Source organism: Erythrobacter sp. (assembly GCF_035194505.1).
Classification (GTDB): domain Bacteria; phylum Pseudomonadota; class Alphaproteobacteria; order Sphingomonadales; family Sphingomonadaceae; genus Erythrobacter.
In genome coordinates this window covers 494995-515067 of sequence record NZ_CP136573.1, presented here as the reverse complement: position 1 = coordinate 515067, position 20073 = coordinate 494995, and the positions used below count along the sequence as shown (strand labels likewise).

Annotated in this window: 19 protein-coding genes; 10 read left to right on the top strand and 9 right to left on the bottom strand. The window is 64.3% G+C overall.

Translation table 11 applies throughout. The features are described from left to right. Nucleotides 1–46 precede the first annotated feature (46 nt). Nucleotides 47–1231 (top strand): vWA domain-containing protein, encoded by a 1185-nt coding sequence (locus RSE14_RS02630; protein ID WP_324075690.1) that lies wholly within the window; start codon nt 47–49, stop codon nt 1229–1231. 52 nt (nt 1232–1283) lie between these two features. On the opposite strand, the gene RSE14_RS02625 is transcribed toward RSE14_RS02630, so the two are convergent. Then, nucleotides 1284–2483: an exo-beta-N-acetylmuramidase NamZ family protein gene (locus RSE14_RS02625; RefSeq protein ID WP_324075689.1), complete on the bottom strand. Its 1200-nt coding sequence runs from the start codon at nt 2481–2483 to the stop codon at nt 1284–1286. A 70-nt stretch (nt 2484–2553) separates the two neighbouring features. Here RSE14_RS02625 and RSE14_RS02620 point away from each other — a divergent pair, with 70 nt between their 5' ends. Further along, on the top strand, nt 2554–3039 hold the full coding sequence (locus RSE14_RS02620; protein ID WP_324075688.1) for a TspO/MBR family protein: 486 nt from the start codon (nt 2554–2556) through the stop codon (nt 3037–3039). Here RSE14_RS02620 and RSE14_RS02615 read toward each other — a convergent pair. Then, the gene (locus RSE14_RS02615) at nt 3036–3551 is read right to left on the bottom strand and encodes a DOMON domain-containing protein (RefSeq protein WP_324075687.1); all 516 of its coding nucleotides are present in this window, start codon (nt 3549–3551) and stop codon (nt 3036–3038) included. The genes RSE14_RS02620 and RSE14_RS02615 overlap by 4 nt on opposite strands. 77 nt (nt 3552–3628) lie before the next feature. Between RSE14_RS02615 and tyrS the strand changes: the two genes are divergently transcribed. The 6 genes from tyrS to RSE14_RS02585 all read left to right on the top strand — a co-directional run bounded on the left by tyrS (nt 3629) and on the right by RSE14_RS02585 (nt 8791). Then, nucleotides 3629–4858, top strand: a complete 1230-nt coding sequence (gene tyrS / locus RSE14_RS02610; RefSeq protein ID WP_324075686.1) for a tyrosine--tRNA ligase — start codon at nt 3629–3631, stop codon at nt 4856–4858. A 76-nt stretch (nt 4859–4934) separates the two neighbouring features. Further along, complete coding sequence (locus RSE14_RS02605) at nt 4935–5273, top strand: PilZ domain-containing protein (RefSeq protein ID WP_324075685.1); 339 nt, start codon at nt 4935–4937, stop codon at nt 5271–5273. 89 nt (nt 5274–5362) lie between these two features. Next, complete coding sequence (locus tag RSE14_RS02600) at nt 5363–6628, top strand: MFS transporter (protein WP_324075684.1); 1266 nt, start codon at nt 5363–5365, stop codon at nt 6626–6628. Continuing rightward, nucleotides 6625–7545, top strand: coding sequence for a cysteine synthase A (cysK, locus tag RSE14_RS02595; RefSeq protein ID WP_324075683.1), 921 nt, complete (start codon nt 6625–6627; stop codon nt 7543–7545). The genes RSE14_RS02600 and cysK overlap by 4 nt, the downstream gene beginning before the upstream one ends. Then, complete coding sequence (locus RSE14_RS02590) at nt 7542–8246, top strand: dienelactone hydrolase family protein (RefSeq protein ID WP_324075682.1); 705 nt, start codon at nt 7542–7544, stop codon at nt 8244–8246. Before cysK ends, RSE14_RS02590 begins: the two co-directional genes overlap by 4 nt. A gap of 56 nt (nt 8247–8302) precedes the next feature. After that, nucleotides 8303–8791, top strand: coding sequence for a hypothetical protein (locus tag RSE14_RS02585; RefSeq protein WP_324075681.1), 489 nt, complete (start codon nt 8303–8305; stop codon nt 8789–8791). Between the two features lie 3 nt (nt 8792–8794). Here the strand turns inward: RSE14_RS02585 and RSE14_RS02580 are convergent, their stop codons facing one another. Then, nucleotides 8795–10024 carry a M20/M25/M40 family metallo-hydrolase gene (locus RSE14_RS02580; RefSeq protein WP_324075680.1) on the bottom strand — a complete coding sequence of 410 codons (1230 nt, stop codon included), beginning with the start codon at nt 10022–10024 and terminating at the stop codon, nt 8795–8797. Nucleotides 10025–10227: 203 nt separating this feature from the next. Between RSE14_RS02580 and RSE14_RS02575 the strand changes: the two genes are divergently transcribed. Continuing rightward, nucleotides 10228–11736, top strand: coding sequence for a M20/M25/M40 family metallo-hydrolase (locus RSE14_RS02575; protein WP_324075679.1), 1509 nt, complete (start codon nt 10228–10230; stop codon nt 11734–11736). 3 nt (nt 11737–11739) lie between these two features. Here the strand turns inward: RSE14_RS02575 and RSE14_RS02570 are convergent, their stop codons facing one another. The 5 genes from RSE14_RS02570 to RSE14_RS02550 all read right to left on the bottom strand — a co-directional run bounded on the left by RSE14_RS02570 (nt 11740) and on the right by RSE14_RS02550 (nt 16575). Beyond that, a complete protein-coding gene (locus tag RSE14_RS02570) occupies nt 11740–12636 on the bottom strand; it encodes an alpha/beta hydrolase family protein (protein WP_324075678.1) in 897 nt (298 codons plus the stop codon). 98 nt (nt 12637–12734) lie between these two features. Then, nucleotides 12735–14540, bottom strand: a complete 1806-nt coding sequence (locus tag RSE14_RS02565; protein WP_324075677.1) for an acyl-CoA dehydrogenase C-terminal domain-containing protein — start codon at nt 14538–14540, stop codon at nt 12735–12737. Nucleotides 14541–14592: 52 nt separating this feature from the next. Continuing rightward, nucleotides 14593–15057 carry a MerR family transcriptional regulator gene (locus RSE14_RS02560; protein ID WP_324075676.1) on the bottom strand — a complete coding sequence of 155 codons (465 nt, stop codon included), beginning with the start codon at nt 15055–15057 and terminating at the stop codon, nt 14593–14595. A gap of 32 nt (nt 15058–15089) precedes the next feature. After that, a complete protein-coding gene (hisI, locus tag RSE14_RS02555; protein ID WP_324075675.1) occupies nt 15090–15485 on the bottom strand; it encodes a phosphoribosyl-AMP cyclohydrolase in 396 nt (131 codons plus the stop codon). Nucleotides 15486–15858: 373 nt separating this feature from the next. Next, complete coding sequence (locus RSE14_RS02550) at nt 15859–16575, bottom strand: ComF family protein (RefSeq protein ID WP_324075674.1); 717 nt, start codon at nt 16573–16575, stop codon at nt 15859–15861. Between the two features lie 57 nt (nt 16576–16632). On the opposite strand from RSE14_RS02550, the gene RSE14_RS02545 reads away from it, so the two are divergent. Further along, nucleotides 16633–17397: a class I SAM-dependent methyltransferase gene (locus tag RSE14_RS02545; RefSeq protein ID WP_324075673.1), complete on the top strand. Its 765-nt coding sequence runs from the start codon at nt 16633–16635 to the stop codon at nt 17395–17397. On the opposite strand, the gene ppdK is transcribed toward RSE14_RS02545, so the two are convergent. Further along, on the bottom strand, nt 17394–20066 hold the full coding sequence (gene ppdK / locus RSE14_RS02540; RefSeq protein WP_324075672.1) for a pyruvate, phosphate dikinase: 2673 nt from the start codon (nt 20064–20066) through the stop codon (nt 17394–17396). The genes RSE14_RS02545 and ppdK overlap by 4 nt on opposite strands. Nucleotides 20067–20073 lie beyond the last annotated feature (7 nt).

Sequence of the window (20073 nt, the reverse complement as noted above, 5' to 3'; positions counted from 1 at the left end):
GAAAGAGGGCTGGCGCGTGGGCGCAGCGCGGGTTAAGCAGTCGCCCATGTTCTTCAATTTCGTCGACGAGTTGCGGGCGGCCGGCATCGGTGCCTCGTTCAAGGAGCACCTCACGCTGCTGGAGGCGCTCGACAAGGACGTCATCGAGCAGACACCCGAGGCGTTTTACTATCTCTCCCGCGCCACCTTCGTGAAAGATGAAGGCCTGCTCGATCGCTTCGATCAGGTGTTCCACAAGGTGTTCAAGGGGATCATGACCGATTACGGGCAGAACCCCGTCGACATCCCCGAAGACTGGCTGAAGGCGGTTGCCGAGAAGTTCCTCACGCCGGAAGAGATGGAGAAGATCAAGTCACTGGGCGACTGGGACGAGATCATGGAGACGCTCAAGAAGCGTCTGGAAGAACAGGAAAAGCGCCACCAGGGCGGCAACAAGTGGATCGGCACGGGCGGCACCTCGCCTTTCGGCAATGCGGGCTACAACCCCGAAGGCGTGCGGATTGGCGGCGAGGCCAAGCACGGCAAGGCTATCAAGGTCTGGGAAAAGCGCGAGTTCAAGAACCTCGACAACACCAAGGAACTTGGCACCCGCAACATCAAGATGGCTTTGCGCCGCCTGCGTCGTTTCGCCCGCGAAGGCGCGCAGGACCAGCTTGATATCGACGAGACCATCCGCGGCACCGCCAAGCAGGGCTGGCTCGACATCCACATGCGCGCCGAGCGCCGCAATGCGGTGAAACTGCTGCTGTTCCTCGATGTCGGCGGGTCGATGGACCCCTTCATCAAGCTGGTCGAGGAGCTGTTCAGCGCCGCGACGACCGAGTTCAAGAACATGGAGTTCTTCTACTTCCACAACTGCCTCTACGAAGGCGTGTGGAAGGACAACAAGCGCCGCTGGCAGGAACGCACCAAGACCTGGGACGTGCTCCACAAATATGGCCACGACTACAAGATCGTCTTCGTGGGCGATGCCGCAATGAGCCCCTACGAGATTTCGCATCCGGGCGGCTCGGTGGAGCACATGAACGAGGAAGCAGGCGCGGTGTGGCTGAAGCGCGTGGCCGACACCTATCCGGCTACCGTGTGGCTCAACCCCGTGCCGGAAAAGCAGTGGGGCTATTCGCAGTCGACCAAGATGATCAAGCAGCTGGTGGGGGACAGGATGTACCCGCTGACGCTTGAAGGTCTGGACGATGCGATGCGGGAGCTCTCTCGCAAGCACGGCGCGTAAACCAACGCTTTATCAATGGAAATGACGCCAGAACGGCGCTGCTTTACGGGCCTCAGTAAAGCAGACGCCCGCGCACGTCCGCGACCCATGCGGCCTCGTCGTGTGACGTCATGACGTCAAGATCATGCGGGGTGGCGGCGGCATCATCGACCCATTCGCGCAAGGCTGGGCCGCCGTTAATGACGTCAATCGCAAGCCGGGTGAGCTCGTATTCGTAAGGGAAATCGCGCCACAGCGGGTAATCGCGGTAGAGCCTGCGGATCGCCTTGAAGGCCAGCGCTTGCAAGCGCCAGGGACGGAAGGCATGATGCGTGTAAAACGCGCTTTCCGCATGGATTATCAGTGCATTGCAAAGCTTTCCTGCATGTTTGTGGAAAGTCGGCTCGAACCAGCATTCGCGGATTGCGCAGCCTGCCAGCCACTCGGGAGCAAGCTTGTGCATCTCCGCCAGCACCGCCGTGGCGTCAATATCGGGGGCGCCGAACAGCACTTCGAGCGGGCGGGTGGTGCCGCGACCTTCTGACAGCGTGGTGCCTTCCAGCATAACGGTGCCGGCGTAGCACCGCGCCATGTTCACGTTGGCGGCATTTGGCGACGGGTTGATCCACAAGCGCGAGGAAGGCCAACCCCACTCGCCCGGCGCATCGGGGTTCCAGCCCTCCATCGCCACCACCCTGTAAGCGACGTCGAGCCCGAAATGCTCGATGAACCAGTGCCCCATCTCGCCCATGGTGAGCCCGTGGCGCATCGGCATGGGCGCCGCGCCGACGAAGCTTTCCTGCCCGGGCACCAGCAGCGTCCCCTCCACCGGCCGTCCGGCGGGATTGGGGCGATCGAGCACCCAGACTTCCTTGCCAGCCTTGGCAGCTTCCTCCAGCAGGTAGAGCAAGGTTGTGACAAAGGTGTAGATCCGGCAGCCAAGGTCCTGAAGATCGAACAGAAATACGTCCGCGCTCGTCATCATCTGCCCCGTCGGGCGGCGCACTTCGCCATAGAGCGAGAAGATCGGAATGCCGTAGCGCGGATCCATCTCGTCCGCGGTCTCGACCATGTTGTCCTGCTTGTCGCCCTTGAGGCCATGCTGCGGGCCAAAGGCGCTCGACACATTCACCCCCGCCGCAATCAGCGCATCGAGGCTGTGGGTGAGATTGGCTGTCACGCTTGCCGGATGGGCCACCAGCGCGACGCGGCGACCATCGAGTTGGCGGAGCAAAGCAGGGTCGGCAAGCAGCCGGTCGATACCATTTTTCATGGGGTGTGCCTGACAAAGCCGCGGGGCAAAGGCAATGGCATTTGCGCGGACGCTCCCTATATGGGTGGACATGGATTGGACCAACGCCCTCATCGCCGCCGCATGGGCACTCATCCTCGGCGGCGCGGGCGGCGCGCTGACCGAGATCGGCCAGTGGTATCGCGACTTGCGAAAGCCCCCGTGGCAGCCGCCCGACTGGCTGTTTGGCCCGGCCTGGACGCTGATCCTCGGGCTGGCCGGATGGAGCTTCTATATCGGGCTTGAACATGCCCCAACACCCGAAGCACGCATCGGGGTCTGGGCGCTGTTTGCGGTGAATTTCGTCGTGCATTTCGCCTGGTCACCGCTGTTCTTCAAATGGCGGCGGCCGGACTGGGCCTTGGGCGAGAACGTGTTTCTGTGGCTATCGGTGCTGGGACAGATGACGATCCTGCCGCGACTCGTGGGTGACAGCTTCGCCGGATGGCTCAACGTGCCCTACTTCATCTGGGTGAGCTTCGCCTTCGTGCTCAACTGGGAAATCGTGAAGCGCAACCGGCCCTTCGGCACAGCCTAGCGCTCGATAATCACCGCACGGCAGGCCTCCGAGTGGAACTCCGGCTTGCCCGGCGGGAAAGCGAGCGCCCAGAACTGGATCGCGCCGCCCGGATGATCGACAATCGCGTTGAGGGCGACCTGCGCGGGATCAGGAAGTTCAGCCGCGATACTGGCCTTCAGCACCAAGCCGTTTTCGTCATGCGAACAGGTGATCTCCACCCGCTCGACCGGCGCATCGCGCATCCCTTCGCGGAAGGAATCGAAGTCATAGGCCGCCCAGCGGCCCGAGGGCGAGAGGTTGAACTCGCGGTAACACGTATCGCCCAGCGGCTGCCAGAATATCTCGAAACAGGTGGTCTTCCAGAGATTGTCCATCCGTTCGGGCATCGCCGGCTCGGGGACGATGATCGCAGGGATAAGCCCGTCGAGCCGGAACTCGGCCTCGCAGCCATCGGGCGTGGCGGTGATGGTGGCGGTGACAGCGCGGATCGGGCCCAGATCACAGGTCTGGTGGAGCATGAGCGGTTGCATGGCCCATCCATGCCTCGCAGGCCTCACGCGGGCAAGTCTCTTCCCGTCCCCCTTCCCCCCTGTTAAGCGCTGCGCCCATGACGACCTACGACTCTGCCCTTCTCAAGCTGCTCGACGAGCGCGGCTACATCCACCAGCTGACCGATGCTGCGGGGCTTGATGCCCTTGCGGCCAAGCAGATCGTGCCGGGTTATATCGGCTTTGATGCGACCGCGCCCTCGCTGCATATCGGCAGCCTTGTGCAGATCATGATGCTGCGGCGGCTCCAGCAGGCGGGGCACAAGCCGATCGTGCTGATGGGCGGCGGCACCACGCGGATCGGCGATCCCACCGGGCGCGACGAAAGCCGCAAGATGCTGACTGACGAGACGATCGAGGCGAACGTCCGGTCAATCTTCACGGTCTTCAGCAAGCTTCTGACATTCGGCGATGGGCCGACCGACGCGGTGATGGTCAACAACCACGACTGGCTGGGCCAGCTCGGCTATATTCAGCTGCTGCAGGAAGTCGGCACGCACTTCACTGTCAACCGTATGCTGACCTTCGATTCGGTGCGGCTGCGGCTTGAGCGCGAACAGCCGATGACCTTCCTCGAATTCAATTACATGATCCTCCAAGGTTACGATTTCAGGTACTTGTCCAAGGAACTTGGCGTACGCTTGCAGATGGGCGGCTCAGACCAGTGGGGCAATATCGTCAACGGGATCGAACTTGGCCGGCGGATGGACGGGACCGAACTATTCGGCCTCACCACGCCGCTGCTCACCACCGCGAGCGGCGCCAAGATGGGCAAGACCGCGGCGGGCGCGGTGTGGCTCAACGAAGAACAGCTGCCCGCCTATGACTTCTGGCAATATTGGCGCAATGTCGATGATGCCGATGTCGGCAAGTTCCTGCGCCTCTTCACCGATCTGCCGCTGGACGAGATCGCCCGCCTCGAGGCCCTCGAGGGCGCGGAGATCAACGCCGCCAAGGTGGTGCTCGCCAACGAAGTGACCAAACTGGTGCGCGGTGAGGATGCCGCAATCCGAGCCGAGGCGACTGCGCGCGAGACCTTTGCCGGCAGCGGTGCGGGCGAGGATTTGCCGACCCTTGCCACCGGCCCGGAAGGCATGCGCATCGCCGCGCTCCTCACCGAGATCGGCCTCACCGCTTCCAATGGCGAGGCCAAGCGCAAGCTGACCGAGAACGCGGTGAAGCTGGAAGGCGAGACCATCACCGACCCTGCCTATCTGGTGCTGCCGGGCGAAGGCGAGACCCTTCGCCTCAGCCTCGGAAAAAAACGTCATGCGCTGGTCAGGCGATAGGCGTTTTTACCAAATCTAAGCCTTTATCGCCCATTCACTCTGCTTCGAAGGATGCAAGACGAAAGGGTCGCGAGGCGTGATTGGTGGAGCAAGTCTGAGCGTAACCGATATGCGGCGCGCCGCGCGGCATCCGGTCGATTATCCGGTAATCGTCGAGCATTTCGAGCACGGTGATCTCAAGCTGCACGTCTGCAACCTTTCGGCCCATGGCTTCATGGTCGATGATGCGCACCAGCTTTCCCGCGGTGATCGCGTCATCATCCGGATGCCGGTGGTGGGCCGGATCGAGGCCTACGTGATCTGGACCCGCGACAACCGCGCCGGGTTCCAGTTCGAGCGGATCATCCGTCTCGACGATTTCATCGCGATCATCGACGAGCTTCAGCCCAACCCCCGCCTGCGCCGTCCGCGCTAAGCGGATTGCGGGCACAAAAGCCCGGCTGAACTCTCGCAAACATTCCCCTGCTTGGCAGGCGCGCGGGTCCCTGCCATGGGCATGGCGCAATGGAACCCGCCAGCCCCCTCGCGATAGCCGATTTCCGGCGATACTGGTGCGCGCGGTTCATCGCCGTGTTCGCCACCATGTCGATGGTGGTGCTGATCGGCTACCAGCTCTACGACGTGGCGCGCGAGGATTACGGGATGAGCGTGGCCGAGGCCTCGTTCCAGCTCGGCCTGCTAGGCCTTGCGCAGTTCATCCCGCTGTTCCTCCTGACCCCTGTCGCAGGGCTCGCGGCTGACCGGTTTGACCGGCGTTATGTCGCCGCCTTTGCCAATGGATTGGACGGGCTGATCGCCGCGTTGCTGGCGCTGCTGACCTGGGCCGATGCACTCAATCTGCCGATCCTCTTCACCCTTGCCGCGGCCCACGGCGCGGCGCGGGTCTTCGTCAATCCGGCGATGAGCGCGATTGCACCCAATATCGTGCCTGCCCCCTTGCTGCCGCGCGCGATCGCGATGTCCTCGATGGCGTGGCAGACCGCGAGCGTCATCGCCCCGGCGGTCGGCGGGCTGGTATTTGCACGTTACGACTGGCTGCCCCACGCCATGTCCGCGCTGATGCTGGGCGGTGCGATGCTGCTGGTGATCGGCATCCGCCCGATCAAGGCCAACCATACCGGTCAGCGCCTGAAGCCGCTGCGCCAGATCATCGAGGGAATGGTCTATGTCTGGCGCGAGCGCTTCCTGCTCGGCTGCATCACGCTCGATCTGTTCGCCGTGCTGCTGGCCGGAGCGACCGCGCTGCTGCCGGTGTTTGCGCGCGATATCCTCTTTGTCGGTCCCGAGGGGCTCGGCCTGATGCGTGCCGCCCCGGCGCTCGGCGCATCGAGCGTTGCCCTGTATCTCGCTTTCCGTCCGCTGGAGCGCAAGGTGGGGATGAAGATGCTCTATGCGGTCGCCGCTTTCGGTGCGCTCACCATTGCTTTCGGCTTTTCGCGCAGCTTCCTGCTGTCGCTCGCGATCCTTGCGATGATGGGCGCGGTGGACATGATTTCGGTGTTCATCCGGAGTTCGCTGGTCCAGCTCTTCACCCCCGATGACAAGCGCGGGCGTGTCTCGGCCATTTCGGGCCTCGCGATCTCGGCCTCGAACGAATTGGGAGAGATGCAGTCCGGCATCGCCGCCGCGATACTCGGCGCCACCGGCGCGGTTGTGTTCGGCGGGGCGGGTGCGATACTCGTAACGCTGGTCTGGGCGTGGTATTTCCCCGAATTGCGCCGCGCGAACAGTTTTGAGCCGCAGGAACTCAAGAGAGAGGTAACGACATGAAGGCCGACTCCATTCTCGCCACCATCGGCAGCACGCCGCATATTCGCCTTGCGCGGATGTTCCCTGATCACGAAGTCTGGGTGAAGTCCGAAAGGGGCAATCCGGGCGGTTCGATCAAGGATCGTATCGCGCTCGCGATGGTCGAGGATGCAGAGGCGCGCGGCGCGCTCAAGGCGAGCGGCACGATTGTCGAGCCGACTTCGGGCAACACCGGCATCGGCCTTGCGATGGTTGCCGCGGTCAAGGGCTACAAGCTGGTGCTGGTCATGCCCGAATCCATGTCGATCGAGCGGCGGCGTCTGATGCTGGCCTATGGCGCGAGCTTCGACCTTACCCCGCGCGAACGCGGCATGAAGGGTGCGATCGAGCGAGCGCAGGAACTGGTCGAGCAGACCCCCGGCGCGTGGATGCCGAGCCAGTTCGACAATGCCGCCAACCCGGCCGTTCACGCCCGCACCACCGCGCAGGAAATCCTCGCCGACTTCGCTGACGCACCGATCGATGTGATGATCACCGGGGTCGGCACGGGCGGGCACCTCACCGGCTGCGCGGAGGAGTTGAAGAAGCACTGGGCAGGCTTCAAGGCCTATGGCGTGGAGCCGGAGCTTTCGCCGGTGATCAACGGCGGCCAGCCCGGCCCGCACCCGATCCAGGGCATCGGCGCTGGCTTCATCCCCGGCAACCTCCACACCAACGCCATCGACGGGGCAATCACCGTGGGCGCGGAAGAGGCCAAGGAGATGGCCCGCCGCGCCGCCCGCGAGGAAGGGATGCTGGTGGGCATTTCCAGCGGTGCGACCCTCGCCGCCATCGCCAAGAAGCTGAAGGAATTGCCCGCAGGCAGCCGCGTGCTCGGCTTCAACTATGACACTGGCGAGCGCTATCTTTCGGTGCCGGATTTCCTGCCGGTCGAATGAGCCTTCAGCCCCTCGCCTATGCCGATGGAGACACCGCGCTAACCGGATTGCTGGCGCGGCCCTCCGGCTCGCCGCGCGCAGCTGTGGCAGTGTTTCCGACCTTTATGAACACGTCGCCGGGGGTCGAGGCCAAGGCGCTGGCGCTCGCGCAGGCTGGGTGCGTGGCATTGGTCACGGATTTCTACGGCCCCGATGCGCCGCATGATGCCGCCAGTGCCTTTGGTGCGGTGGAGCGGCTGCGCGCCGATCCGCTCGCCATGCGCCGCCGATTGCGTGCAAGCCTTGCCGCGCTCGAACAGGCGGCGCCCGGACTGCCGATGATTGCGATCGGATTTTGTCTGGGCGGAATGGCGGTGCTGGAACTGGCGCGGGACGGAGCCGATCTGGCGCTGGCGGCTAGCTTCCACGGCCTGCTTGCCACCCCCCTGCCCGCCGCCGCGCCCATCGCCCCGCGCCTGCTGGTGTGCCACGGCGATGCCGACACACTGGTGCCGCGCGCCGATGTGACTGGTTTCTGGGAGGAAATGGACCGCGTTGGCGCGCAGTGGCAGTTGATGTCCTTTGCAGGGGTGGAGCACGGCTTCACCAACCCGCTCACGCCGGACCGGAAACCCAATCCCGCCTATGATGCGCGCGCCGATCGCCAGTCGTGGAACGCGCTGATGGACCTCATCGACGAAATCGCGCCGCCGCAGCACTAACCCCTCAAGCACATTGACCGATTCCTTAACCCGTGTCGTGCTAGCGCGGCGGTGTCATGAAGTTCATCAAGCTGGAATCGCGCGGCGGCAATTATCTTGTGGTGGCCGAAAACGTCGCCTGGCTGCGCGTGGCTGAGAACGGCCAGACCAGCGTCGGTATCGTCGGCGGTCAGCCGCTGCTGGTGGTCGGCTCGCTGGAGGAAGTCGCGGCCAAGCTGCTGGAAGCGACGGCCGGCGAAGACGCTCAGGAACAACAAGCACCTGCGCCCGAGATTGCCTCTGCCGCCGCACCGGCACCGGAGCCGCAACCTGCCCCTTCGCCCGTTGCGGAGGTTGCCCCCCAGCCTGCGGCCGACGCCGCGCCTGCGCCGCAACGGGTCGTCGAACCCGTCGCCGACGCTGCGCCCGAACCGCAACCGGCACCCAAGCCTGCGCCCACCATCGTCAACCTGTCGCTCAAACCCGCCCCTTCCGCAGGCGGCACCAGCCTGTCCGAGCGCCTCGCGGCAGCCCGTCCGAAGGCCCAGCGCGTCGCTGCCGAATAGGGCTTAAGGTGCGCTCGTCTGGGTCTGCGCGAGGATGATCGCGAGGCCCACCGAAACCCCTGCCACGAAACGCTCGCGTCCGGTTTCGAGATATTCCTCGACGCTATGAGTGCGCCCGCCGCCCGCGCCGGTGCCGATTGTCAACGCAGGCACGCCGAGGCTCATCGGGATGTTCGAATCGGTCGAGGATTGGTCGAGCCGCGCGTCAAAGCCCGCCGCGCGCGAGGCTGCGAGCGCATCGCTCACCAAGGGATGAACCGGCTGAGTTGTGCCTGCGGGACGGTCTCCGATCAGTTGCGGATCAAGGCTGATCGAACCGGGCCGCACCGATCGCGCGGCATTCTCGGACGCTACGCCCGCGGCTGCTGCCGCCAACACATCGTCTTCGAGCTTGCGCAGCGCGGCGGGATCGCCCGAGCGCATGTCGACTTCGAGCGTCACCAGATCGGGGATCGCGTTGACCGAGGTTCCGCCATGGACGACCGTAGCGGCATAGGTCGTCTTGGGCTCGGCCGGCACGTTGATGGCATAGATCCCGCGCACAGCCTCGGCCATGGCGGCCATCGGATTGACGATGCCGAAAGCCCCGTAAGAGTGGCCGTCCGGCCCCTTGAAGCCGAGACGGTAGCGCCGTGAGCCGACAGCTGCGTGAACCACGCGTCCTGCATCAGCATTGTCGACCGAAAGGAACGTGCCGATCCGCCCCTTCCATGCACCCTTGGTGAAGAGGTGACGCACGCCGCGCAGATCGCCCGCGCCTTCCTCGCCCACAGTGCCGACAAACAGGATGGGTTGGCGGGTCGGGATGCGGTTGGCCTCCAGAATTCGGATCCATGCCAGGATCGATGCGAGGCCGAGGCTGTCGTCACCAATGCCGGGAGCCAGCAGGCGTTCGCCTTCGCGTGTCACTTTGATGGGCGTGCCTTCGGGAAACACGGTGTCGAGATGGGCCGAGACGACGAACACGGGCGCATTTGTCTGTCCGGGGCGAAGAGCGAGGACATTGCCCTCCTCGTCGATGCTGACATCCTTGAGCCCGGCATCGCGCAGCATCTGCGCAAAAAGTTCGGCGCGCTTGTGCTCCTTGAACGGCGGCGCAGGGGTTTCGGTGATGCGGATGAGATCGGCGATGATCCGGTCATATTGCGCATCAAGCTGCGCCTTGAACGATGGCGAAAGCGCGCCGGCCTGCACCGGCTCGGCCGCGAGCGGCATCGGGGCAAGCAAAGCCATTGCTGCTGCAAATCCAAGCCAAGGTCTCGCCATTGCGTCTCGCTCCAAGTCTGATCAGTGCGCGATTGCTGTGGCCGACCCCCGGCACCCTGACCAGTATTCAAGCTCGCAGGGTCCCCAGATGCCTGCAAGCGCAAAAGCCTTTGCGCTCCCCGTGGCGCCTGATACCTCATTGTCACAACCACCGAGGGGGGAAAGACCGGATGAAACGATCATTGGCCGCAATGACCATGGCCGCCACGATTGCGCTGGCTACCGCACCTGTCGCTGCCGAAACGCCGCAGCGCGAAAAAATCGTCGCCACTGTTGAGGCCCAGCATGATGCGACCGTGAAGGCGCTCACGGACTGGGTCGCCCTCCCCACCATTGCCGCTGAAAAACGCGGAACGCCCGAGGGCGCGGAATATATGCGCAAGCTGGCGCTCGATGCCGGGTTCCAGCAGGCCAAGGTGATCCCGACCGATGGTGTGCCGGCGGTTTTCGCTACGCTTGATGCCGGGGCCAAGATCACGGTCGGCGTCTACTTCATGTATGATGTGAAGCAGTTCGATCCGGCCGAGTGGAACACCCCGCCACTCACCGCGACGCTGGTGGATCGCCCGGGTGAAGGCACGGCCATCGTCGGACGCGGAATGGTGAACCAGAAAGGCCCTGAAATGGCCTTTCTCGCTGCGGTCAAGGCGATCCAGGCGAGCGGACGCAAGCTCCCGGTCAACCTCGTGCTGGTGGCCGAGGGCGAGGAGGAGGTCGCCTCAACCCACTTCGATCAGGTGGTCGCGGTGCCCGAAGTGCAGGCCGCGCTCTCGAAGGCAATCGGCGTGTTCATCCCTGCCGCCAACCAGAACCGTGACGGCAGCGCCGGGATCACCCTGGGAGCCAAGGGAGCGGTCGAATTCCAGCTGTTGGTGGGCGGCGAGACCTCGGACAAATATCCCAAGACCGACATCCACTCTTCAAACCATGCCCGCATCGAAAGCCCGGCCTGGCGGCTCGTCAAGGCGCTCGATACGCTGGTGGCCGATGACGGGCATACGCCGACTATCGATGGCTGGTTCGAGAACGTCCAGCCCCTCAGCCCGCGCCAGAAGGAACTGATCGCCCAGAGCGTAAAGCCGGGGGCGGAAGCGGGCGAGAAGGCGCTGCTGGGTGTCGGACGCTGGATCAATGACGAGGATTACACCACCAGCCTCGAACGCTTCTTCTCGCAGCCAACGGTCAACATTCAGGGTCTGGTTGCAGGATATACTGGCGAAGGCGGCAAGACCGTGCTTCCGGGGCGCGCGGAGGCGAAGCTCGAATTCCGTCTTGTGCCGAACATGACCAAGGCCGAAGCGGTCAGCAAATTGCAGGCCCACCTTGCGCGCCGCGGTTTCGATGATGTGCGCGTCACCGTCTCTGGCGGTTATGGTCCCAACGAGACGGCCGAGGATTCGGCCCTGATCCGCGCGCAAAAGAAACTCTTCGATGCTCAGGGTATCCCCTACACCATCCGCCCGCGCAACGCGGGAAGCTGGCCGGGGGTGATCTTCAACGGTCCGCCGCTGAACCTGCCCGCCTCGCAATTCGGGCTTGGTCGTGGCGGCGGTGCCCATGCGCCCAACGAATGGTTCCTGATCGAGAGCAGCGACCCCAAGGTCTACGGCCTCGACGAAGTGACCATGGCTTACGTCGACTACCTCTATGTCCTGGCCGAGGAAGCGGCGAAGAAATAGGGATCAAGGTTTGGCGAGCAACGCGGCGGCGGCTTCGGCCATGCCCGCGTTGCTGTGGCCAATGCCGGGCACTGTGACCAGCGTCCATCCAAAGGGCGTCCCGATCTCGCTCGCCGCGGCCTTTCCACGCGCAAAGAACGTCTGCCCGCGGGAAAAGCGGGTGAGCCCCTGCGCATCAGCCTCGGGGGTCTTCCGCAGGTCGGGATCATCGCGGTCGGTATCCGCTGTGCCGAGCAGCACCGTGAGCGGCTTGCCAAGCGCGGCTCCCAGTGCCGCATCATCGACCGGGGTTTCCGCAAGGCCATAGGGAAACCCCATGGAGCGATCAGGCATGGTGTACCAGCCCGCATTGGCAGCGACGGCCTTGTTGATCCGTGCTTCGGGCATGAACAGCACAAAACGGTGCACGAACTGCGCGCCAGCGGAATGGCCGTAGATACTATAGCGCGCGGTGCCTGTGCCGAAACGCTTGCGGACATCGTCGAAAAGCGGCTCGATCGCCGCGAATGACCATAGGCTTCGTGGACGCGGGCTGCCGTCCTCCTCGCTGAAATAGCCGGTGTTGTAGCCGCGCGAGCCGGGGAAATCGGCGCGGCTGAACTGCGGGACGATAGCGATGAAGCGGTGGCGTCTGGCGAGCGCGGCCCATTCGTCGCGGTAACGATCCGCATCACGATTGACGCCGTGCATCACGAAAACCACAGGGGTCTCGGCGGTGACCTTATCGGGCAGCTGGTAATAGACTGGCAGATCCGGGCCATCCCATCCGGTAAAGACGAAACGAGCGGCCGAAGGCGCCTCGACCAGCGGCGCATCGTCCGGCGCGAGCAGCAACACGGCAGCGCCCGCCAGCAGTAAAACCCCTGCCGCAACCGACAGCCACAACCGCCGCATCATCATGTCACCACGCTCCCCACACCGTCCCGAATGAACAAGGGCCGCCATGCCTTAACATGGCGGCCCTGCAAAAGTGCCCGCAAAAATTCGCAAGGAGACGATCAGGCGGCGGTGGCAAAGGCCTCGGCCGGCAGCTTCATCATGTATTCGCTGCCCGCTTCGAGCTTGCGCCGCAGCGCGCCCGCATCGGGCAGGAAGCGTTCGGCATAGTAATTGGCCGAGACCAGCTTCGCCTCGTAGAACGCCTTGTCCTCCGGCGTGCCCGCGAGCTTGGCGAGCGCCACCTTGGCCATCTTCAGCCAGAAGAAGCCGAGCGTCACGATGCCCATGATGTGCATGTAGTGATGTGCGCCGGCGCCCAGGTGATTGGGGTTGGCCATGGCGTTCTGCATGAACCACATGGTTGCGGCCTTCTGCTCGCCAAGCGCCTTTTCGAGGCGTTCCGCCACACCAGCCAGTTCCGGCACCTGCTTGGCGGCGGCGATTTCCTCGTCGATCATGGCAAAGAAGGCCTGGATCGCCTTGCCGCCGTTCATGGCGAGCTTGCGGCCGCACAGGTCCATGGCCTGCACCCCGTTGGCGCCTTCGTAGATCATCGCGATGCGGCTATCGCGGACGAACTGCTCCATGCCCCATTCGCGCACATAGCCATGGCCGCCGAACACCTGCTGCATGTTGTTGGCGATGTCATAGCCCTTGTCGGTGCCATATCCCTTGATGACCGGGGTCATCAGCCCGATCAGCATATCGGCAGCCTCGCGCTCCTCGGGAGTCTGCGCCTTGTGGGTCAGATCGACCTGGAGCGCGCCCCACAGGCACAGGGCGCGCATGCTCTCGGTGAACACCTTGGCGTCCATCAGCATCCGGCGCACATCGGGGTGGACGAAGATCGGATCGGCCTTGGCTGCGGGATCGGCCGGGCCGGTGAGCGCGCGGCCCTGGCGGCGATCGAGCGCGTAGTTGACGGCGTTCTGATAGGCGACTTCGGCCTGGGCATAGCCCTGGATGCCGACCCCGAGGCGGGCAGCGTTCATCATGATGAACATGGCCGCGAGCCCCTTGTTCTCCTCGCCCACCATGTAGCCCGTCGCGCCGTCATAGTTGAGGAGACAGGTGGCGTTGCCGTGGATGCCCATCTTCTTTTCGATCGAACCGCAGGTCACTCCGTTGCGCACGCCCGGTTCGCCGTTTTCATCGAGGATGAACTTCGGAACGATGAACAGCGAGATGCCCTTCACGCTGTCGGGCGCGTCCGGGGTCTTGGCCAGCACCAGATGGATGATGTTGCTGGTGAGGTCATGCTCGCCGGCCGAGATGAAGATCTTGGTGCCGGTGATCGCATAGGTGCCATCGCCGTTGGGCACAGCCTTGGTGCGGATCATGCCGAGGTCGGTGCCGCAATGCGGCTCGGTCAGGTTCATCGTGCCCGACCATTCGCCCGAGATCATCTTGGGCACGAAGGTCGCCTTCTGCTCGTCCGAGCCCTTGGCGAGAATTGCCGAGATCGCACCGGCGGTGAGACCGGGATACATCGCGAAAGCCTGGTTGGCGGTGCCGGAGAATTCCTCGAAGGCAAAGCTCAGCACATGGGGAAGCCCCTGCCCGCCGAATTCCACCGGCTGGCCGAGCGTGCCCCAGCCATTCTCGACAAAGGCCTGATAGGCTTCCTTGAAACCCGGAGGGGTGGTGACGCTGCCGTCTTCGTGACGGGTGCAGCCATGCTCGTCACCCGCCTGATTGACCGGTGCAAGCACCTCAGCACAGAACTTCCCGGCCTCGTTGATCACGGTGTCGATCATGTCGGGCGTGGCATTCTCGAAGCCCGGCAGATTGCCGTAGCTGGCAAGGTCGAGCACCTCGTTGACGATGAAACGCGTGTCGCGGGTGGGCGCGGTATAAGTCGGCATCACTGGATCCCTTTGGTGATGGTGGTCGTTTGAAAGCGGGGGTGGCTACAGCTCAGCGCAGATCGAGCTTTTCGATCTCGGCGACAAAATCGGTGAGTTCGTTGATCGAACTGTCGATGTCGTCGCGCTGGGCCTTGAGCTTGGCGATATGCGCACGGCACTTCTCGACCGTGACGCGGCGCTGTTCGACGCGGCCATCGTCCAGATCGTATAGGTCGATCATTTCGCGGATTTCGGTGAGGCTGAAGCCCACGTTCTTGGCGCGCATGATCCATGCGAGCCGCGCACGGTCGCGCTTGGAATAGACGCGGGTCAGCCCGACACGGGCCGGACTGATCAGCCCCTCGTCCTCGTAGAAGCGCAGCGCACGGGCAGTGCAGCCGAATTCGCTGGTGAGATCCGAGATGGTGAACTGTTCGCGCGCGTGGATATCGGGCCGGTCGAGATGCGCGCCATTGCGACGCGGTTCTGCCTCGGGGTTATGCGCGGACGCGGAAGGTGCAGGTGCGGTAGCCATGCCGCACCAGATACCTTCCCTTTACGTGAGCGTCAAGTCTTGACCTTTACGAGAGCACGCGCGCCCTCGCCGACCTCGAGCCTGCGATAAAAGCAACTCTGTGCGCCCGTATGGCAGGTCGGACCGGCAGGCGTTGCCCGAATCACCAGCGCATCCTGATCGCAATCGACCAGGACCTCTGCCACCTCGAGAAAATGCCCCGAGGTCTCTCCCTTCAGCCACAGCTTCCCGCGCGAACGGGACCAGAAATGCACCCGTCCGCTCTCCAACGTCGCATCGAGCGCTTCGCGGTTCATATGCGCGACCACCAGCACGCCGCCCGTGAGCGCGTCGACAACAACTGCCGTCAGCAATCCCGAAGCATCAAATTTGGGCGCAAAGACAGAGCCATTTTCCTGCTCCTCGGGAGTCAATTGGGGATCAGCCATCTGGATTGTCCGCTCGTCATCATGCCGAAAACGGGCTGCTCATGCGCGGATTGTTGCACGATCACAACAGCAGGTTGCAAAAAATGTCGGCAGGCAAGGTTAGCCCTTCCGAATGAACAGGCGGGATGGAACAAGGCGCTCAGGAATTGTCGCAAGATGGTTCTCCACCGAATACCGGCATCATCTGATGCCAGGTTCAGGGGGTGACCGGACCGCAGACTGGCAGCGGGGTGCCAGTGCGACCGGTTGAACGATAAGGGACAGGATCCCGGATGGCCAAGCTAGGGGGTGGCCATTCTGGCTCGAAAGAGCGGATCCACACCGTTTCGTCACGCGGCGCCCGGAGCTCACAAGGCTCCGGGCGTTTCGTTTTTCAGCCGCCCCGCCCCGGCACAGCATCATCCACCCGCGCAAAGCTCGCTACGCTCAGGCTGCGCGCACCCGCAGCGGCGAGTGCAGCGAGGCAGGCGTGAGAGGTCGCACCGCTGGTGAAGACATCATCGACCAGCACCACATCACGGCCCGCAATCAGACCCGCCTTGCGCGGATTGATCACGATCGCGCCTGCCAGCGCCCGCTCGCGCGCCGCGCGCCCCAGCCCGCCGAGGCTCGGCGTGCGTTTCCTCCGGATCAGCCCGTCCACCAGCGCCTCACCCCTGCCAAGTTTCGCCAGCTCGCCCGCCAGCAGCGCTGCCTGATTGAAACCGCGATGCCACAGGCGCCAGCGATGCAGCGGCACGGGAACGAGCAAAGGCTGTGCGCCGCTCGCCGCAGCAGGAAGCCGCGCCGCGATCAGGCGCGCCAGCAGGGCTGACAGCGCAATCCTGCGACCATGCTTGAAATCCAGCACCAGCCTGCGCGAGGCATCATTGTAGAACGTCGCCGCATGGACAGGCACGCTCTGGCCAAGATCGGGCCATGAAGCCAGCGCATCGCAGCCGCCTTCGCCGGGAATGTCGATCTCGCTCCAGCAATCGGCGCAAAGCCCGCCCTGATCTGCCAGCGCCGAGCCGCACAGCGGACAGCGGGGCGGATAGACAAGATCCACCAGCGGCTTCATGCCGCGGCTCAAGTGTGCGACCACTGCCATAGCGCTCGAGTGTCGCATGGCTTGCACTCGGCTGGCAAGCGCGGCAGGGCGTCGCGGATGAACACCCCGGCTATCCCGACGATCTTTGCAGCGCGCCGCCGCGAGGCGCGCTTTGTCCGTGCGTGCAGCCGGCTCGGACAAGCAGATGCCGCGCGCTTTCTTGCCGACGACTGGATCGAGGATACTCTCGAACGGCTCGCCTTCCTGCGCCATGCACCGGGCCGTGCGCTGGTGCTTGGCGACTGGACCGGCGATCTTGCCCGCCAACTTGCCGCCACAGGGGCCGAGGTCGAAACACCGGAAACCCTCGATCCCGAGCAGCCCTGGCCCATCACAGGCCTTGATCTCATCGTCGTTGCGGGCCTGCTCGATGCAATCAATGATCTGCCCGGCGCGCTGATCCACACGCGCAATGCGCTCGCGCCTGCCGGGCTGGTGATCGCCCATTTCATTGGCGGCCAAAGCCTGCCTGCCCTGCGCGCCACGATGTTCGCCGCCGAGCCTGATCGTCCGGCAGCGCGCATCCACCCCTTGGTCGATCCGCGCGCCGCGCCCGCACTGCTCCAGCGCGCAGGCTGGAAAGACCCTGTGGTCGACACGCACCACCTGACGGTGCGTTATTCCTCACTCGACCGGCTGATTGCCGACCTGCGCGATCAGGGCCTCGGCAATGCCCTTGCCAAACCCGCCGCGCCGCTGGGAAAAGCGGCCCTCGCCCGCGCCCGCGCCGCCTTTTCCGCGCACGCCGACGCGGATGGCAAGGTTTCCGAGAGCTTCGAGATCGTCACCCTGACCGGGCGGCGATCGCTCGCGGGAACCTAGCCCCGCGCCAGCGCTGCCTGGGCCGCTGCAAGCCGCGCGATCGGCACGCGGTAGGGCGAGGCGCTGACGTAATCGAGGCCGACGCTCTCGCAGAAGGCGATGCTCGCCGGATCGCCGCCATGCTCGCCGCAGATGCCGAGCTTGATGTCGGGTCGGGTCGCCCGCCCGCGCTCTGCCGCCAGTTCGACAAGCTGGCCAACGCCCTCGATATCCAGGCTGACAAACGGATCGCGCGGGAAGATGCCTTTGTCGACATAGACCGAGAGGAAGCGCGCAGCATCGTCGCGGCTGACGCCGATGGTGGTCTGCGTCAAATCATTGGTGCCGAAGGAGAAGAACGCGCCCTCTTCGGCAATCTCGCCCGCCATCAGCGCGGCGCGCGGCAGTTCGATCATGGTGCCCACGAGATAATCGACCCGCACGCCGGTTTCGAGGAACACCGCGTCCGCCGTGCGCTCGACCAGCGCGCGCAGCAGCGCCAACTCACGCTTGGTGGCGACCAGCGGGATCATGATCTCAGGCAGCGGCGCCTCGCCGCTCGCGGTCTTCACCGCACAGGCGGCCTCGAAGATCGCGCGCGCCTGCATCTCGTAGATTTCGGGGAAGGTTATGCCGAGGCGGCAGCCGCGGTGGCCGAGCATCGGGTTGAATTCATGCAGTTCACCCGCACGGCGCTTTAAGTGATCGACTCCGAGGCCGGTGGCATCGGCCAGTTCGGCGAATTCCTCGTCCGCATGGGGCAGGAATTCGTGGAGCGGCGGATCGAGCAGACGGATTGTACAAGGCAGACCCGCCATCACCTCGAAGATCGCGGTGAAATCGGCGCGCTGTTCGGGCAGCAGCTTTTCGAGCGCGCGGCGGCGGCCGGCCTCGTCATCGGCGAGGATCATCTGGCGCACCGCGCTGATGCGGCTTGCCTCGAAGAACATATGCTCGGTGCGGCACAGCCCGATGCCTTCCGCGCCGAACTGGCGCGCCATCCGGCAATCGTCAGGCGTTTCGGCATTGGTGCGCACCTTCATGCGCCGCAGCTTGTCCGCCCACACCATCAGCACGCCAAAATCGCCAGCCAGCTCCGGCTCGACCGTCGGCACAATGCCGAGCATCACCTGCCCCGTCGCCCCGTCGAGCGTGATGGCATCGCCTTCCTTCAGCTCGGTCGAACCGATGCGCAAGCTGCGGCTCGCCCGGTCAATCGAAACCGCACCTGCACCCGAGACGCAAGGCCGGCCCATCCCGCGCGCAACCACGGCAGCGTGGCTCGTCATGCCGCCGCGCGCCGTCAGGATGCCTTGGGCTGCGTGCATGCCGTGAATGTCCTCGGGCGAGGTCTCGACCCGCACCAGAATGACCTTCTCACCGCGCCCGGCCCATTGCTCCGCCGTATCAGCATCAAGCACGATCTTGCCCGCCGCCGCGCCCGGCGATGCAGGCAGGCCGGTGGTCAGCACGTGTCGCTCGGCCTTGGGATCGAGCGTGGGGTGGAGGAGCTGATCGAGCGCCATCGGATCGACCCGCCGCACCGCCTCGCGCTCGTCGATCAGGCCTTCGCCCACCATCTCGACCGCCATCTTGAGTGCAGCCTTGGCAGTGCGCTTGCCCGAACGGGTCTGGAGCATCCACAGCTTGCCGCGTTCAACGGTGAACTCGATGTCCTGCATGTCCTTGTAGTGCAGTTCGAGCAGATCGAAGACGCGGGCGAGCTCGGCATAGGCCTCCGGCAGCGCCTCTTCCATCGAGAGCGGCTTGGCCCCGGCGGCCTCGCGTGCGGCTAGGGTGAGGTATTGCGGCGTGCGGATCCCCGCCACCACGTCCTCGCCCTGCGCATTAATCAGATATTCGCCGTAATAGGCGCGGTTGCCGGTGGCCGGATCGCGGGTGAAGGCAACGCCGGTGGCGCTGGTCTCGCCCATGTTGCCGAACACCATCGCCTGAACGTTGACCGCAGTGCCCCAGTCGCCCGGAATATCGTTCAACCGGCGGTAGACCTTGGCGCGGTCAGAATCCCAGCTGTCAAACACGGCGCGGATCGCGCCCCACAGCTGTTCGTGCACATCCTGCGGGAAAGGCTTGCCGAGTTCGTCCGCGACGATGCCCTTGTATTCGTGCACCAGCGCCTGCCAATCGGCGGCGTTCAATTCGGTATCGTTGTAGAAGCCCTTGTCTTCCTTGGCGATCTCCAGCGCTTCCTCGAACAGCCCGTGATCAATGCCGAGCACCACGTCCGAATACATCTGGATGAAGCGGCGGTAGCTGTCCCACGCGAAACGCGCATCGCCACTGGAGGCCGAGAGCCCTTCCACGGTCGCATCATTGAGCCCGAGGTTGAGCACGGTGTCCATCATCCCGGGCATCGACACCCGCGCACCCGAACGCACCGACACCAGCAGCGGATCGGCGGCATCGCCGAAATTCTTGCCAACGGTGGCCTCGACATGGGTCAGAGCCGACGCGACCGCACTGCGCAAACCATCAGAGAAATCCGCGCCATCCTTCAGATAGGCGATGCATTCCTCGGTCGTGATGGTGAAGCCCGGGGGCACCGGCAGGCCGATGCTGGCCATCTCGGCAAGGTTCGCGCCCTTGCCGCCGACGATGGTCTTGTCCTTCTGGCGCGGGTCAGAATGGTCGGCAGAGCCTCCGAATACATAGACCGTCTTCAACGTCATGGCAGTT